The sequence below is a fragment of the Fictibacillus phosphorivorans genome (genome assembly GCF_007673525.1).
In the GTDB taxonomy this organism is placed as follows: Bacteria; Bacillota; Bacilli; order Bacillales; family Fictibacillaceae; genus Fictibacillus; species Fictibacillus phosphorivorans_C.
Window position 1 is genome coordinate 571,929 of the sequence record NZ_VDZU01000001.1, and the last position, 17,530, is coordinate 589,458.

Genomic DNA, 17,530 nt, shown 5'->3' on the forward strand with positions numbered 1-17,530 from the left:
CAATGGCTTCGTTACTCAAAGAAATACAAAGCGTGTTTTCCACGCTATCTGATAAGGAAAAGAAAATAGCGAATTACATTTTGGCCAATCCTGAAAAAGCTTCGCGAAGCCATATTCAGGAGCTTGCCGATACAACTGGCGTATCAATCAGCTCGATCACCAGATTTGCGAAAAAGGTTTCATGCCGGAATTTTGTAGAGATGAAAGTGCGTCTTGCTGGAAGTTCTGAATCCAAGGAAGAAGAGGGGATCGAACAGCAGCTTTCCTCCTCTTATCGAGATATGCTGACAGATGTCCAGGACCTAGGAGACAGAGATCAACTTCAGAAAGTCTTAGCTCACATGACAAAAGCAAAGCGGATATTTATATATGGACTTGGAAGTTCTGGGTTAGCGGCACAAGAATTAAACTATCGTTTAAGCAGAATGGGTTTTGTATGTGAATCGATTACTGATCCACACTTAATGGTTATTCGTAGCACACTCATGCAAAAAGGCGATGTGATCCTTGCATTTTCTCGTTCCGGACAAACTGTAGATCTTCTTCAATCCATTTCTAAAGGAAAAGAAAAAGGAGCTGTTGTAATAGCATTTACAGCTTTCGGGGAAACGCCACTCACCAAAATTTCAGATCTTATTTTGTGGACGGTGCATCCGCTTCGAAATCATCACCTATTAACAGGATTAGATTTAAGTACATTATATTTAATCGACAGGATCAGTCTGTATTTTTTATCGGATAGCAAACGAGAAGAAAAATATTTAGAAACGGTAGAAGCAATCAAATCACGGGAAAGATAGATTACTCCCCACCCTTTATTGGAGGCAGTGTAATGGTTAGAAAAAAAATCACCTTAAAGAATGCAACGATCTACGGCGAGACCCAAACCATGCATAGAGGCTCAATCACCATACAAAACGGAAAAATAATAGATTTGAGTACGGACTTTTTTCCAGGTGACGATCAAACAGAGGTAATCGAACTTCCTGAAACGTATCACATCGTTCCTGGAATGATTGATGTTCATATTCATGGAGCTGCAGGTGCAGACACAATGGATGCTACCTTTGATGCGCTACAAACCATTGCGAGTGTCCTGCCTCAAGAAGGTACGACTAGCTTTCTTGCAACAACGATGACTCAGCACCAGAACAAAATTGAAAAAGCGCTTGAAAACGCAGGTTTATTTATTGAAGCTGGGCAAGTGGAAGGAACAGCTGAAACGCTCGGCGTTCATCTTGAAGGACCATTTATTTCTGAAAAAAGAGCGGGTGCACAGCCTGTCGGCGCGATCATCAAACCAGATTTAGAACTATTTAAACAGTGGCAAGATTTAGCTTCAGGGCACATTAAGCTCGTTACGATCGCACCTGAAATTAAAGGTAGTCTTGAAGTCATCTCCTATCTGCATGAACAAAATATCGTCGCGTCGATCGGACATTCTGATGCGACATATGAAGAAGTGGTGACAGGAATGAAGGCCGGCGCCTCTCATGTGACTCACCTTTATAACGGAATGCGCGGACTTCATCATCGTGAGCCTGGGGTTGTAGGAGCGGCACTTTTACACGATGAACTAACAACTGAACTCATCGCTGATGGAATCCACGTTCGGCCGGAACTCATCTCTTTAGCTTACAAACAAAAAGGAAATGAGAAAGTCGTGTTAGTGACAGATGCGATGCGGGCAAAGTGTCTTGGTAATGGGCAGTACGATCTTGGCGGCCAGGAGGTAACCGTTCAACATGAGACGGCGACACTAAAAGATGGAACACTTGCTGGCAGCATCATCAAGATGAACACAGCGGTGAAGAACATGATGCAATTTACTGGCTGTTCAATTTCTGACATCATTCAGATGACATCTGTTAACCCTGCAAAGGAACTGAATGTTTTTGACCGTAAAGGGAGTCTAGCCCCAGGAAAAGATGCCGACATAGTGATTCTGGACGAAGACTATGAAGTGGTGATGACTTTTTGTAAAGGCCATATCGCTTACCGGAGGGGTGATGAAGCATGAAAATCTTAGAAGTGAGAGATTATCATGAGATGAGCTCTATTGCGGCCAAAATCATTATTGAAAAAGTTCAATCTAAGCCAGATGCAAAACTAGGACTTGCCACAGGCGGAACACCGATTGGACTTTATAAGGAATTGATTCAAGATTACAGGAGTAACGGTACCTCTTATGAGAGAGTGTGCACCTACAATTTGGATGAGTATGTTGAAATTGATCCAGAAGACTCCAATAGTTATCGTTATTTCATGGAGCAACATTTATTTGCTCATATTAACGTACCTGAATCTCAAATCCATATTCCTGATGGAACAGCAGAGGATTTGGAAGCGGAATGCGAACGGTATGATGTAGAACTGAACAGAGGAGATGGTGTAGACATCCAGATCCTTGGTATCGGAAGCAACGGTCACATCGGATTTAATGAACCTGACACATCTTTTGCTTCACACACCCATATCGTTAAGCTTGCTGAAACCACACGTAAAGCAAATGCTCGTTTTTTTCAACGTTTAGAAGATGTGCCAACACATGCTATTACAATGGGGATTGCATCCATCTTAAAGGCTAAGCAGATTATACTTCTGGTCTCGGGCGTTGATAAAGCTGAAGTGATGAAGCAATTGTTAACTACAGATGAAGTCAATGAACAGTTGCCAGCATCAGCGTTAAAAAAGCATCATAATGTCACGATAATCGCAGACGAGGAAGCACTTTCGCTACTTCGTGAAAAAAAATTTCAAAATAAGTAAAAAGACCCTTTTTAAACAGGGTCTTTTTTCGTGTTTTAAAACGGAAATCCCTTATTCACCCTCATTAATATAGAGAATGAAAATAAATTTCAAAAAAATAATAATAATGAAAATAATTTAGAAAAACTTTATAATAAATGAAAGCGTTACCAAACCAATAAAAGGAGATTGATTATGAAGAGAAAATTTAAAGTTTTAACGGGTTCGCTCCTTGCTACAAGTCTTGTTTTTTCAGCTGTTGACCTGTCAGGTTCGGTTAAAGCACAAGAAAATGTACCTTACAATGTCCTGTCCGTAAAAGATGAGTCAGGTGATCAAATGGCGATCAACGGCAAAAATCAGCTAGCTAACGACAACAAACTGATTTTATTTAACGATGAATTTAGTTATTACACGGAAACACAAAAAGGAAGTATGGAAGTAGTCTTAGAAAAAACGGGTGTAAATACATACCGTGTGGTAAAAGACACAGATGGTGACAGCGCTATTCCTGAGAACGGGCTCGTTTTATCAACTGGGGATATTTCAACAACTGAAATTAGAAGCTTCTTAACACAGTTGGAAGCGGGAGAATCCGTTACATTGAATGAGCCAACCGAAAAACGTGAGCAAAAACAGTCAAATGCGGTGGATCCTACAAGAGAATCCAACCCGGGTGGAGCTGTGTTTGATGGATTCCGCGGACCTGATCAACTGATTGTTTACACACCTGCGTTCGGTGAATCTACAAAGACCAACCAGTATGGATATGAAATTACAGTAGAAAACGGTTTTGTTACAAAACTTGGAGGGGGAAACTCTAAAATTCCTAAGAACGGTTTTGTCGTGAGCGGACATGGCGTGAATTCCAGCTGGATCTCTTCTAACTCCATCATTGGCGCGAAAGTTAAGGTGAGTGAAAATGGAGTTGTAGAAATCGTACAAGATGTTGAGAGTTTCCAATATCAAAGTCAGCAAGCGATTGATCAAGCGAGATCGTCTATTGAAAAAGCAAAGTCAGAGTATTTAGATGTCGCGTTTGAAGAAGCAAATGCTGCGATTCAAAAAGCGGAGTCTCTATTAGCTGAAGCGGAAGCAATCAAAACAAGCGATCCTATAAGATCATTAGATAAAACAAGGCAAGCAACCCAATCCGCTTATGACGCGTACTATTATTCACTGGCTTCTCATAAAGCAGAGCAGCGCGCAATCTGGTATCGTCCAGAAGAAACTACATTAGCAGGAGTTAATCAAGTCCTTGATCGTATGGAAAAAGCGGGTTTTAACTCTGTTTATCTAGAAACAACATTTTGGGGTTATACGATCTACCCGAGTGATGTTATGAAGAAATATGGCCTCCCATCACAGCATCCACGCTTTGCGGATGGTAATTATGGCAAGTACGGAAAAGATCTTCTTGCTGCTTATGTAAAAGAAGGGAAAAAGCGAGGGATGACAATCCAAGCGTGGACAGATGGGTTCATGATCGGAGAAAGCAGCATAGGTGTGCCGTCTCAATTTGCAAAATATCCAGAGTGGGCAGCGATCCAGCGCAGCAACACAACTGGAACATTCAAGCCGGATACAGCGAGCAAATATTACTGGCTGGATATCGCACAGCCTGACGTACAGAATTTTATGTTAGACATCTATAAAGAGATGCAGGCCGATTATGACATCAAAGGTTTAAATATTGATTATATGCGTTATCCGCATCATAAGTTTGAAGATAGCTATGGTTTTAGCGAGCGGACAAAACAGCTGTATCAAGAGAAAACCGGAATCGATCCTTACACACTATCCCCAACAGCTACACCTGCTGAGTGGGAAGAATGGCTGAATTGGCTACGCGAGCGTGAGAACGATTTTGTGGACAAGCTTCACGTGCAAACAAAAGAGATGAACAAAAAGTTTATGCTGACGGCAACACCGGAACCAGGACCTGAAGCAATACAGATCAGCGACTGGAAAGAAGATATCGATGGTGTTATCCCGCAAGCATATGGGCACGACTTCAACAGCATACAAAAAACAGTAACAGAGAGCAAAAAACTGATGCCAGAAGGAACGATGTACTACACAGGAATTTACTCTTTCTATCATCATTTAAGTGAGATGGCGAGCGTGAGTGACGTCATGTCTGCGAAGTATGGAACGTCTGGTGTGAACATGTTTGCTTTCGGTCAAGCGAGTGCGCCGTCTGTAGACGCTCTAGGAAAGGGTCCTTGGCGTGAAAAAGCAGTGAACCCTGGAGAAGAGCCGATTTTGGCGACTCATACTGTACTGAAAAATATTGAAAAACAAATTACAAAAATCTATATTCCTCAAGGTGTGATAGATAAAAAAGAAGGTATCTCTCTTAAACTAGCGATTAAGAAACTCAATAAAGCAGTGGAAAAAGATATTAAGAATAGTTCCGTCCTGTTTGATTCTACTGTGTCGAAAGTAGAAAAGGCAGTCACGGACGAAAAACTTGCTCCAGTGGTAGGAGAGAGAATGAAAGCCGATCTTCTTGATGCGAAGATGTGGGTAAATTACGCATTAAAGCATCAAAAATAACTGAAACTTTCTACATTAAGATTTCATTTTTATGAAAAAAGTTTGAAACGCTGGCGCAAGAGGTGCATTTAGTGACCGATTGTTGTCAGCTTTTCCTCTTTATTTTGATGTTGAGTGAAATGGTTACCCTACTGGGTGAAACTTAAGCATGTTGTAGTGAAACATAAGTATGTATGAGCGAAACCGAATCTTGTTGGAGTGAAACCACCTGTAAATGGAGCGAACGTGTAACAAATTATAAAAACACGTACCGTAAAATCGCTTCAAGCAGAATTCTTTCATACCTCTAGTCTACAAAATAAGAAATTAATTTTCAAAAATTAATTAAAAATGAAAATTATTTTTAAAATGGATTGAAATCTCTTAATCTAACTTTTATAATTGAGTTATCAAGAAAACGCTTACCAAAATGTTTCTGAGGGGGAAATGAAAAGTGAAGAAACGTACAAAAACATGGGTTTCTGGTTCACTAGCAGCAGCATTGTCACTAAGTTTGATCGCGTGCAGCAACGGAGAAGATGATAAGGCGAAAGGGTCTGCTAAAGATGGAGAGCTTTCCGGAGAAGTTACACTTTGGACAGCGTCATTAGCAGGTGAGCCATTTGACACCTACTTCAAAAATATCGAAAAAGACTTCGAAAAGCTTCATCCGAAACTTGATGTTGTGATCGAAGACGTTCCTCAAAATGAGATGGAGCAAAAGGTGTTAACATCGCTCACAGGTGACGATGTTCCTGATGTTGTTAACTTAAATCCTCATTATATGTCTAACATTGCTGCTCAAGGCGGACTATTAGATCTTACAGATGCGGTGAGCGAAGAGACGAAGGACTCTTTTGTAGAAGGACCATACGAGTCTGGTATGTATGACGATAAGCTATATGCTTTGCCATGGTACTTAACAACAACTGTTTCTTGGTATAACAACGATGCTTTCTCAAAAGCAGGCGTTTCAGAGCTTCCTACCGATACGAAGGGACTTTATGAAGCTGCGAAAAAAGTAAAAGACGCAACGGGTAAACCGTCATACTTCCCGGTTATCAATGACGGAAACACGATCATGGAAAAAATGGTTTCAATCGCGAACGGAACTCCTATCGTCGAAGATGGTAAAGCAAAGTTTGCAGATAACAAAGATCTATTAGAATTCTTTGAGGCAACTCAGAAGATGTATAAAGAAGGAATCATTCCTCAAGAAGCAGCGGAAGGTTCAATTAAAACAGGTCAAGAGCTTTACATGGCAGGAAACGTTTCAATGCTTGAAGGCGGCGTGACTTTCCTAGGACCGATTGAGTCAGGAGCACCTGAAGTGTACAAAGCTTCTAAAGCAGGACAGCCGTTGAACGCAGATGATGCACCAGTGAACGTAGCGGTTATGAACTTTGCGGTACCAGCAAAAACAAAGAACGAAGATGCTGCAGTAGCACTTGCTGAGTTTGTATCGAATGCTGAAAACCAATTAGAATTCGCTAAAACGGCAGGAACCGTTCTTCCAGCTACAAAGAAATCTCTAGAAGATGACTACTTTAAGAATCCAGGAGATTCTCCAAAAGCATTCGGTATGTTAGAGGCTTCTAAGTCTTTAAGCCGTGCAGAAGTACTCATTCCTCCAACGGAAAACAGTGCTGACCTGCGTACAGCAACAAAGAACATCTTCATCCAAAACTTACAAGGTAAACTATCTCCGAAAGAAGCGTTAAAAGAACTTGCTTCTGAGTGGAACAAAGCGTTTGAAAAATCAGGTGAAAAAGTAACATTCTAATGTAGTAGATGAAGAGACTAGCTTTTTATAAAGCCTAGTCTCTACTTTTTAAAAGGGGGGTTCTAACATGAACAGAGAACCTGTTGTACTGCCAAATGTAAAAACAAAAATCAAAGCAACAAAAAAGAAGAAAAAGTTTAGCATGAAGTTCCTTACACCATGGCTGTTTTTACTTCCAGCTATCGTGATTCTAGCAACGTTTTTAGTGTATCCGATTCTAGAAGCGTTCAAGTGGAGTTTTCTGGATTATAAAATCATTGCGGGTACTGGAGAATATGTTGGTCTAGCTAACTTTAAAGAGATGTTTGCAGATAAGTATTTCTGGGTTGCATTAGTCAACACGCTGACGTTCCTAGTGATCGTCCTGCCATTAAACGTCTTTTTACCAATGATTTTAGCAGTCCTTGTAAACCAAAGAATAAGAGGAGCCGGCACGTTCCGCGTTCTCTACTATCTACCAGTTATCACACCAATGGTAGTAGCTGCGCTCATGTGGAAGATGCTTTACTCACAAAGTGGAATCATCTCTGAGTTTTTAGTAAAACTCGGAGTGTTCGATGGTCCTACCAATCTACTGGTTCAGTCATCAACCGCACTAACAGCTGTAGCAGCCATCACCGTTTGGAAAGGACTTGGCTATTATATGATCATTTATTTAGCTGGTCTGCAATCGATTCCAAAGGATGTTTATGAGTCTGCAAGTATTGATGGAGCATCTGTTTGGAAGCAGTTTACGAAGATTACAATTCCTATGCTGACGCCATCTATTACACTCGTATCGGTTATGACGATCATTGCCGGAATGAAAGTCTTTGAAGAGATCGCCTTAACAACAGGCGGTGGTCCATCAGGTGCGACCACTACGCTCGTAATGTACATCTACAACAAATTTATGAGTCTTGACGTAAGTATCGCGTCTGCTGCAGGTATCGTGTTACTCGTACTTGCGATCGCTGCATCACTTTTACAGATGAAGTTAACAAGTAAACGCGAAGACGATCTACGTGTTTAATAGATTGGGGGGAATCTCATGAAATCAAAACAAAACAGTAAAATATGGCTCTATGCGGTAATGTTATTAATCACCGTACTAACGGTCGGACCGTTTCTGATCACATTATTTATGGCGATGAAATCAGGAAGTGAAGGCATCTACACAAGTCTTCTTCCGAAAGATCCAACACTTGCAAACTTCGTAACGGCATTTGAAAAAGCGAACTTTGGACTTTATTTTATGAACACAGCGATTATAACAGCCATCGCGATTCCTTTAAACTTATTGTTCTGCAGTTTAGCGGCTTATCCGCTCGCACGAATGGACTTTAGAGGACGAAGTGTTGTTCTGGCACTCATCATCTCAACGATGATGGTTCCGTTCCAGCTATACATGGCTCCACTTTTTCAGCTAGCAGGAGAACTCGGACTAAGAAACACACATATCGGTCTTGTTGTGATGCAGGTTTCAACAGCGTTCGGAATCTTTTTAATGCGCCAAGCTTATCTGCGTATCCCAAAAGAACTTGAAGAATCGGCTTACTTAGACGGCGCAAACCGCTTTAAAGTCTGGTATCTCGTCGTATTGCCACTTGTGAAGCCGACGCTTGTAACTCTGGCGATCTTCACATTCATGGGCACATGGGGCGATTACTTATGGCCGCTGCTTAACTCAACAGAAAGCAGCATGTACACGTTATCCATCGGGCTCGCACAGCTTTCACAGAACTTTGACGGATCCAATTTAAAATTAATCTCTGCCGCATCCATACTAACGACAATTCCTACTTTACTAATCTTTATTTGGCTGCAAAAGTACTTTATTTCAGGAGCAACAGACGGAGCAGTAAAAGGATAACCTACATTACGATATCTTTTTAAGAGGTGAATTCATTTGAGTACCCTATCTTTTTTCGGCAAAGAAGTTCCTGTCATCTATGATGTAGATTGTGTTGTGGTCGGTGGAGGTACGGGAGGAGCTGCTACAGCGATCTCTGCATTAGAAGAAAATCTCTCCACGTTAGTCGTAGAGAAAACCATTTCACTCGGAGGAACTCAAACGAATTCCCTTGTTTCTCCTATGATGCCGACACATGTAAAAACACAGCGCATTAACGGTTTGATCACCGAGCGTTTAAACAAAGAAAATGTTGAAACAAACGACGGAACGACAGCATGCAGCTGGTTTAACGTTGAGTCTTTAAGTTATGTACTTGAACAACTGATCACAGAACGCGGAGGCAGCATTCTGTATGATACGAATTTTATAGATTGCGTAAAGGAAGACGGGAAGATTACGCATATTATCGTAAACACGTGTAATGGGCTTGTTGCGATTTCAGGAAAAACGTTCGTTGATGCTACAGCAGATGCCGTTCTTTCTCGTTCAGCAGGTGTTGAAGTTGTGAGTGGGAATAAAGATGGACAAAATCAGCAAATTTCCTTTCGATTCGAAATGGGCGGGATTGATATGCCAGCTTTAAGGACGTTTATTCTCTCTCAGAACGAGACGTTTTGTAAGGTCGAAAATCCTGACTTTTTTGAGATCGCGATGGTTCCTGGTAAAGGGCATGTATTAGAACCTTACTTCCGAGAAGCACTTGCTAACGGTGACTTAATTGAGGAGGATCTGCGGTATTTCCAAGCGTTTACCCAACCAGGAAAACCCACGGTCATGTCATTCAACTGCCCGCACATTCCAGGCATTACAAAAACAACAGATCCGAAGCTTCGTTCAGAGGCTGTTGTAAAAGGAAGACAAATGATTCGCAGGCTCGCAACCTTTTTACCAAAATACATTCCGGGATTCCAGAACGCGTTTCTATTGAAAGAAGCGAATCAGCTTGGTATTCGTGAATCATACCGCATTGTTGGCCAATATGTGCTTACTGAACAGGACTATGTAGACCGTGCTCGATTTGAAGACGGAATTGCACGAGGCGACTGGTACATCGATGTTCATAGTGTTACAAAAGAATCGGTAAACGAAGCGAAATTCTCTCGCGGAGAATATTACGAGATTCCTTATCGTTCCCTTATCACATTTGAAGTGGAAAACTTAGTTGTTGTAGGCAGACACATCTCAAGCACATTTTTGATGCAAGCCTCTCTTCGCATTCAGCCGACTGTTCGTGATATGGGGCAAGCGGCAGGAATGGCCTGCGCGTATTCGATTAAAAACAACATGGCATTAAATACATTGAACGGTGCACATCTGAAACAGCAGCTTCAAATGGTGGAGGAGTTTTAAATGAAGAACATAAATACAGTAAACATATTGAACCATACGCATTGGGACCGTGAATGGTATGAAACATTTGAAGAGTTTCGATTCAGACTTCGCAACGGACTCCGCTATACACAGGGCCTGTTGAATGATGGGAAGATCGATAACTTCTTTTTAGACGGGCAGACGATCGTTCTTGATGATTATCAAGAGATCGTAAGTGATGAAGAGTATGCGCGTCTTCTTGCTTTTATAAGAGAAGGAAAAATTGAGGTTGGCCCCTGGTATCTCTTAGCAGATGAGTTTCTCGTTTCAGGTGAGTCCATGATTAAGAACTTAGAGATCGGAACAAGCACGGCAAAGAAACTAGGTTCACCGTACAACATCGGATATTTGCCAGATACGTTCGGACACATTAGTCAGATGCCGCAAATTTTACGCCATTACGGAATTGATTCTGCTCTCATTTTCCGTGGTGCTATATCGGACCGTTTTGAAAACACATGGGAAGGTGCAGACGGAACGAAGGTATTTACAATTGTCTTGCCACTATTTGAGGGGTATTATCAAACGTTCCTTAAATCTAAGGATTTTGTGGAGAAGACGAAAACCTATTTAGAAGGAAATGCTCCTTATTTAACTTCTGGCCATGCTTTAATTATGAACGGAGCCGACCATACATTTACGAGCTCAGATGTGAATGAAAGAGTGAAGCAGTTGAGTGATGAAATGCCTGTTGTCGTGTTTAAGCAAACATTGATGTCAGATTATGTGAACTCGATTTCTGGAATGAAACCGGAGGCAACAATCTCTGGGGAACAACGCGACCCATCCAAGATCTTCATTCTACCTGGTGTGTATTCCACGAGATCTTATTTAAAAAATCAGAACCAAATGTGTGAAGACCAAGCAATTGGAATCATGGAAGCATTAAACGTTTGGACAAATGGTCGTTCAGATTCTGCAAAGTTCATGGAATATGTGTGGAAGCTGATTTTACAAAACCAGCCTCATGACAGCATCTGCGGATGCAGTGTGGACGCGGTTCATGAAGAGATGGAGACACGAACACAAAAAGTCTTAAGCGCGATCAGCCGATTTTCAAAAGATGTTCTTCACGATGAATTTCCGTTTGAATATCTTGATGATTCAGTAGATAACGGCTACTTATATGTGGTCAATAACACACCGATTGCTTCAAGTTATCCTGTAACAGCTACGATTCGCATACCAGCTCCATTAGACAAAGGTTCAATCAAACTGTTTCATAACGAAGAGGAGATTTCGATTGACGTGTTGAAAAGAGAACGTCGGGAAGAATTTATTCATCATATTTTAGCTGAGCCTCATTATGGGGATTATGTGATCTATGATGTAAGCTTCTCAATTCCATTTGACGGTGCTGAAATGAAAGTGCTTCGAATTGACACTGTGGAAGATGAATTCGAAGTTGTTGAAAGTAGTGCGTTGCCATTCATTCAAAACGACTTTTATAAAATAGAATGGAACGAGGACAGTTTAACGATCACGGACTTAGAAACCGGCGATAAACATAAGAATCAGCATCATTTCACTTCGTCCCTAGATGGTGGAGACACGTACAATTATTCACCACCTCTGAATGATAGAATGAGTAAAGCTGTTATTACAGGGGTATCGGACATCCTTAAGGGCGAGACGTTCCAGTCAGCTACTGTACATTATGAACTGAAACTGCCTGCTTCACTGAACGAAGACCGATCAGGTCCGAGTGAGGCGGAAACCACAAATACGATGAAAACAACGATTACCCTACATAAAGGGAAAAGATTCATCTATTTTAAAACAAAGGTAAACAATACAGCGAAAGATCAAAAGCTGAAGGTTGGATTTTCAACCTCAAAAGCCGATATTAGCTATGCAGATACAGCGTTTGACCTGCTAAAAAGGGAAACGCTTCGAGATAAGAAATACGATATGCCGAAAAACAAAGAAGCCGTTATGAATCAATATCCGACTCAATCCACAGTGATCGCAAATGAACATCAGCTTCTTCACCGCGGTTTACAAGAATACGAGGTAGATTCCTTTAATGGAAAAGACCACATTTTCTTAACGATGATTCGTAGTGTTGGCTGGTTGTCGAGACGCGACCTGCGTACGCGTGGAAATGGGGCTGGACCAGGGTTTGAAACACCTGGTGCACAATGTCTCGGTGAGTATGAATTTGAATACGGATTGGTTCTTGGAAAGAACAACATGAGTTTAAACAACGGGAAGTTCTTGCGTCAGCAAGTGTTGACACAGCAATCACATGTGAATAAAGAGGATCAAAAGCTATTTAAACTTTCATCAGCTGAGGTTGCTTTTTCCTCATTCATGTTGAAGGAAGAAAATACGTTTGATATTCGTCTGTTCAATCCTTCGCTTGAGGATGTGAACACAGATTTAATTCTTGGTTTTGATCCTGAAGAGCTGTATGAAGTTGATTTTACTGGGGAAATCATTTCCAACGTTTCTGCAGCAAAACAAACAGCCATTACGTTTGGCCCTAAACAAATCAAAACCATTCGTGTAAAAAGGAAAGGCCGGTAATGAAGGGATCAAATACTCCGTCCTTAGAAAATGAAGGTGATCATGATGAGAAAGTTTGTAGCATTTGACATAGGCGGGACATTAATTAAATACGGTGTTATTTCAGAAGATGGTACGTTTATTGAAAAATTCGAAGTGCCAACAGAGGCGCAGCTTGGCGGACCCGTAATCGTTCAAAAAGTGAAGCAATTTGGAGAGCAGCTGATGAAGCAGCATGAGATTAGTGGAATCTGTGTCAGCACGGCTGGCCAAGTAGATTCTAAAGAAGGTGTAATACTGTTTGCTTCATCTTTAATTCCCAACTACACAGGAACCAAGTTGAAGCAGGAACTAGAGGGACACTTTAACTTGCCTGTAGAAGTAGAAAACGATGTGAATTGTGCCGGACTTGCGGAGTCTTGGATCGGAACTGGGAAAGATTCGAAGAGCTTGTTCTGTTTGACGATTGGTACAGGGATCGGCGGAAGCTACATTTTAGATAATAAACTTCACACCGGCCACAGCTTTAGCGGTGGTGAGATTGGTTATATCCCGATCGAAGGTGGTCAGTTTGAAGAACTAGCTTCGACACGCGTTTTAATTAAAAATGTGGCGAAACGAAAAGAAGTAGCTGAAATTGAGCTTGATGGCAAACAGATTTTTGAGATGGCTCAAAACGGTGATGAAATATGCATCGAGGAAATTGAACGTCTTGTGTACTATCTATCAAAAGGGATCGCAACGATTGCGTACATGATGAATCCGGAAACGATAATCATCGGCGGAGGCATTACGGCTCAAAAGGATTACCTTCTGCCTTTAATCATGAAGCAGCTCGAGATCGATGTGATTCCAGCTATCTTAGCGAAAACGAAGATCGAGATCGCCCGTAACTTAAATAATGCTGGAATGGTCGGAGCTCTACGTCATTTCTTGCTTCAAGAATCTCTGCAGCCGCTTAAGAGCATCACAACAATGATCGAGTCGAACAGACACAAGCTGACGAAACGCGAGCAGATGATCGCAAAATACATTATCACGAATTTAGAGTCATTCCCGAACAGAACCATTTCAGAACTGTCGCGACAGATCGACGTATCAGAAGCGACAATTACTCGTTTTTGCCAAAAGCTTGAGTTTGGTTCCTACAATAAGCTTCGATTGATGGCAAAAGAAGCATCTGTTAGCACAAGGCTTTTCGAACCATCTGAAAGCAGTCATTTAACAGGTGTTAAAGAGACGTATGTAAAAATGCTGAAGAAGTTCGATACGCTCTACGAGTTAAAAGATGTTGAAAAAGTAAAACAACAAGTAACTAACGCAGAACAAATATACTTGTATGGCGGAAACAAGCTGTCTTTTATAGCCGATCAAATGAAGTATAAATTGATGAGACTTGGTAAGAAAGCAGACACCTTTTTGTCTGCGTATGAGATGGAACTGTCGGCATACACACTAGATTCAAATACACTGGTTATCGGACTTAGTGCTTCTGGTTATGATTCAGAAGTGGTTGGTATGCTGAGGCAAGCTAAGAAATTAGGGTGCGAAACGATTGGGGTGACCAGCCAACAGGATTCTCCGTTATCAGAGGTTTCGAATACACGTTTACTCATCCCGGCAACAGATGATATTGCGGGTGACGATAACTCTATTTGTGAAGTTTCCGCATTCTACCTGATGGATGTTATTTTAAAAGAACTGCAAAGTGACTATAATACGGAAAAACAAAAAGAGATTATTTAAACGTGTGATTCGGTTTCAATTTACGCTTAAATTGAATTATTATGACGCAAATGAGCAGGTTGGACATAGTTTTAAAGTTGTAAAAGAGGGATGAAGTTTGTATTTTGGGGTGTTGGAGCGAAAAGCGGGCTCCACTGAGCGAAACGGTGGTCAGTTGGAGCGAAACTGTGGTTCCACGGGGCTAAACGGAAGGTGTTTGGAGCGAAAAGCGGCCATGTTTGAGCGAACGTGTAATAAATATAAGAACACGTACCGTAAAAACAGACATAATACAGAACTATGGTGCAGAACGAAGCCCAACTGCCGACTGGCACGCTTGCAACGGCACCTTTTCGCATAACAACTTCCAATATAAACAAATTGAAAAGAAAGGGAGAAAATATTACACTACAAAATATTTTCTCCTTTTTACGTATGAAGGGTGAACAGTCATGAACGCATATGATGAAGCAATGGAACAACTTCTAAATTACAAACCTGAACAGACAAAAAAAGCCGATTTCGAGGAATTTTGGGATGGATTAAAAGTTGAAGATCAGGAGTATCCTCTGAATGTTGAAGTGAAGGAGCGGACATACAGCGTTCCGGCCGTAAAAGTCTATGATGTGGCTTTTGACGGATTTCGCAATTCACGCATCCACGGTGTTTACGTTACATCAGAAGTTGTAAAAGACGATGCACCAGCTGCAGTCATTTTTCATGGCTACAACTGGAACACGCTGCAGCCGCATTATACGTTTAAGCATGTGATTCAGGGAATACCCGTTTTATTAGTAGACGTAAGAGGACAGAGTGTGAAATCGGCGGATAAGAATTCCTATGAAAATGGCGGGGCAGCCGGTTGGGTCACGCAAGGGATTTTCGATCGTAATCAGTATTATTACACATACGTTTATATGGATTGTTTCCGAAGTGTAGACGTTGTTCGAAAGCTTTCTGGAAAAAGGGACGTTTATCTTGAAGGCGGCAGTCAGGGTGGAGGATTGGCCATTGCCACTGCTGCTTTACAAAAGGACATCACCTTAACGTTATGCGACATTCCGTTTATGACGGACTTTGAACGTTCCGTTGGGCTTGCTGCAGAAGGACCTTATACAGAGATTTCGCATTATTTTAAAGTTCACGATCCGCAGCATAAAACATCAGCTAAAATCTTTGAAACACTAAGTTATGTGGACGCAATGAATCTAGCAAGCTCTGTAACGTGTCCGGTCCTTTTATCGGTGGGAATGATGGATCCCGTATGTCCGCCGACAAGCGCTTTTTCTTTGTATCATCATTTAGGCGGCGTAAAGGAAATTAGAACGTACCGTGAATACGGTCACGAAGTTTCTATGATTCATGAAGAAGAAAAGTTGAAATTTATTCATTCTTATATAAAAAGTATGTAACGAAAGAAGGCTAAACGCATGAAGATTGCTTATATACCAATAGATGAACGCCCTTGCAACATCACATATGTTCAGATGATTGCGGAGTCTTCACAGGATGTAGAGTTGTTTGTTCCTGGACCTGAACTCTTAGGTTATAAAAAACAGGCTGCGAATACAGAAGAATTATGGAACTGGCTAAGAAATCTAGCCGGGAAAGTGGACGCTCTTATTTTAAGCATTGATATGCTGGTATACGGTGGGCTGCTTCCATCCAGACTTCATTATTTGACTGAAAAAGAAAGTGCGATATGGGTAGAACGCTTGCGCTCGTTGCGCCAAGATTATCCGAATCTAGGAATCTATGCATCGAACTTGATCATGCGCACCCCAAAATACAGTTCGAGTGACGAGGAACCCGATTATTATGAACACTGGGGCCGGGAATTGTTTCTACGCTCTTATTTGTTGGATAAAGAGAAGCGTGAGAAGTTAACAGAAGATGAGGCGAAACAGCTTAGTGAGCTCAAGGCTAAGCTGCCAAAAGAGCATATTGAAGACTATGAGACGAGACGTGCTTTCAATTCAAACATGAATGTACAAATGCTAGATTTGGTTAAGGAAGGCGTGTTGACGTTTTTATCCATTCCTCAGGATGACAGTTCTGAATACGGATATACAGCCATTGATCAAAGCGCTGTGGTGACAAAAAGAGAACAGCTGCGTTTATATAAAAACGTTCACATGTACCCTGGTGCAGATGAAGTAGGGGCTACATTACTGTCTCGAGTTTACAATGATTTACGAAGTCAGAAACCTAAAATTTTTCCAATTTGGAGCAGCACGCTCGGCCCGCAACTTGTGCCGATGTATGAAGATCGTCCTTTTGCAGAAAGTTTAAAAGCACATGTCTTAGCTGCGGGGTGTCAGTTGGTGGATCGTGCTGATGATGCCGATCTAGTGCTCGCTTATAATACCCCTGGCCGTGTGATGCAAGAGTCATGGGAACAGAATGTAAAGGACATCACGTACACAAGTTTCCGAAATATGCTCACGTTTGTGGATGAGATTAAACAATTTATCAACTCAGGGAAAAACGTCATTGTGGCGGATTCCGCATATGCCAATGGCGGAGACCGCGAGTTAATCACCATTTTAGATGAAGAGGGTATTCTTGATCAGCTCGTGTCATACAAAGGATGGAACACGAACTGTAATACGTTAGGCACAACCATCTGCCAAGGTGTGTTGGGTGCTGATGGTAAACAGACAGAGATCCAGCAAAATCTGATTTACCACCTATTTGATGATTATTTTTATCAAGCAGAAATTCGTATGGAAATGAACGCAGATTTTCTGCCGAAGTATGATTTGAATTATTTTGATCTGAAAGATGAAGCGGTTCGTGTTAATGAAGAACGTAATGATCGTATGTTAACCAGATTTAATGAACAGATTCTTCATAGTTTTAAAAAGTTTAAAATCAATAATCTGAAAACATTTGCTCCATGGAACCGAATGTTTGAATGCGGTCTCTCATTTGATATTAAGGATGCTACAGGTAAGGAGTGA

12 protein-coding genes are annotated in these 17,530 nt (G+C 41.4%); all 12 read left to right on the plus strand.

What is annotated here, in order from left to right; genetic code table 11:
• Window positions 1-2: 2 nt before the first annotated feature.
• Entirely contained in the window at window positions 3-800 is a 798-nt protein-coding gene (locus tag FS458_RS02770) for a MurR/RpiR family transcriptional regulator (protein WP_144697637.1), read from the plus strand.
• A 32-nt stretch (window positions 801-832) separates the two neighbouring features.
• The gene (gene nagA / locus FS458_RS02775; RefSeq protein ID WP_144697639.1) at window positions 833-2,020 is read left to right on the plus strand and encodes an N-acetylglucosamine-6-phosphate deacetylase; all 1,188 of its coding nucleotides are present in this window, start codon (window positions 833-835) and stop codon (window positions 2,018-2,020) included.
• A complete protein-coding gene (gene nagB, locus FS458_RS02780) occupies window positions 2,017-2,769 on the plus strand; it encodes a glucosamine-6-phosphate deaminase (protein WP_144697641.1) in 753 nt (250 codons plus the stop codon). The genes nagA and nagB overlap by 4 nt, the downstream gene beginning before the upstream one ends.
• A gap of 174 nt (window positions 2,770-2,943) precedes the next feature.
• A complete protein-coding gene (locus FS458_RS02785; RefSeq protein WP_144697643.1) occupies window positions 2,944-5,307 on the plus strand; it encodes a glycoside hydrolase family 10 protein in 2,364 nt (787 codons plus the stop codon).
• 433 nt (window positions 5,308-5,740) lie between these two features.
• Window positions 5,741-7,069 (plus strand): ABC transporter substrate-binding protein, encoded by a 1,329-nt coding sequence (locus FS458_RS02790; protein WP_144697645.1) that lies wholly within the window; start codon window positions 5,741-5,743, stop codon window positions 7,067-7,069.
• Between the two features lie 67 nt (window positions 7,070-7,136).
• Entirely contained in the window at window positions 7,137-8,081 is a 945-nt protein-coding gene (locus tag FS458_RS02795) for a carbohydrate ABC transporter permease (protein ID WP_144697646.1), read from the plus strand.
• A gap of 18 nt (window positions 8,082-8,099) precedes the next feature.
• Window positions 8,100-8,921, plus strand: a complete 822-nt coding sequence (locus FS458_RS02800) for a carbohydrate ABC transporter permease (RefSeq protein WP_144697648.1) — start codon at window positions 8,100-8,102, stop codon at window positions 8,919-8,921.
• Window positions 8,922-8,957: 36 nt separating this feature from the next.
• The gene (locus FS458_RS02805) at window positions 8,958-10,313 is read left to right on the plus strand and encodes an FAD-dependent oxidoreductase (RefSeq protein WP_144697650.1); all 1,356 of its coding nucleotides are present in this window, start codon (window positions 8,958-8,960) and stop codon (window positions 10,311-10,313) included.
• Entirely contained in the window at window positions 10,314-12,863 is a 2,550-nt protein-coding gene (locus FS458_RS02810; protein ID WP_144697652.1) for a glycoside hydrolase family 38 C-terminal domain-containing protein, read from the plus strand. It begins immediately after the preceding gene.
• Between the two features lie 42 nt (window positions 12,864-12,905).
• Window positions 12,906-14,588 carry an ROK family protein gene (locus FS458_RS02815; protein ID WP_144697654.1) on the plus strand — a complete coding sequence of 561 codons (1,683 nt, stop codon included), beginning with the start codon at window positions 12,906-12,908 and terminating at the stop codon, window positions 14,586-14,588.
• A 431-nt stretch (window positions 14,589-15,019) separates the two neighbouring features.
• Window positions 15,020-15,979, plus strand: a complete 960-nt coding sequence (locus FS458_RS02820) for an acetylxylan esterase (RefSeq protein ID WP_144697656.1) — start codon at window positions 15,020-15,022, stop codon at window positions 15,977-15,979.
• An 18-nt stretch (window positions 15,980-15,997) separates the two neighbouring features.
• Window positions 15,998-17,530 (plus strand): DUF4127 family protein, encoded by a 1,533-nt coding sequence (locus FS458_RS02825; protein WP_144697658.1) that lies wholly within the window; start codon window positions 15,998-16,000, stop codon window positions 17,528-17,530.

Excerpts from the sequence above, each read along its gene's own strand:
- FS458_RS02770 (WP_144697637.1), top strand. The coding sequence starts at position 3 with ATGGCTTCGTTACTCAAAGAAATACAAAGCGTGTTTTCCACGCTATCT.
- FS458_RS02785 (WP_144697643.1), top strand. The coding sequence starts at position 2,944 with ATGAAGAGAAAATTTAAAGTTTTAACGGGTTCGCTCCTTGCTACAAGT.
- FS458_RS02800 (WP_144697648.1), top strand. The coding sequence starts at position 8,100 with ATGAAATCAAAACAAAACAGTAAAATATGGCTCTATGCGGTAATGTTA.
- FS458_RS02820 (WP_144697656.1), top strand. The coding sequence starts at position 15,020 with ATGAACGCATATGATGAAGCAATGGAACAACTTCTAAATTACAAACCT.
- nagB (WP_144697641.1), top strand. The coding sequence starts at position 2,017 with ATGAAAATCTTAGAAGTGAGAGATTATCATGAGATGAGCTCTATTGCG.
- FS458_RS02795 (WP_144697646.1), top strand. The coding sequence starts at position 7,137 with ATGAACAGAGAACCTGTTGTACTGCCAAATGTAAAAACAAAAATCAAA.
- nagA (WP_144697639.1), top strand. The coding sequence starts at position 833 with ATGGTTAGAAAAAAAATCACCTTAAAGAATGCAACGATCTACGGCGAG.
- FS458_RS02815 (WP_144697654.1), top strand. The coding sequence starts at position 12,906 with ATGATGAGAAAGTTTGTAGCATTTGACATAGGCGGGACATTAATTAAA.
- FS458_RS02825 (WP_144697658.1), top strand. The coding sequence starts at position 15,998 with ATGAAGATTGCTTATATACCAATAGATGAACGCCCTTGCAACATCACA.
- FS458_RS02810 (WP_144697652.1), top strand. The coding sequence starts at position 10,314 with ATGAAGAACATAAATACAGTAAACATATTGAACCATACGCATTGGGAC.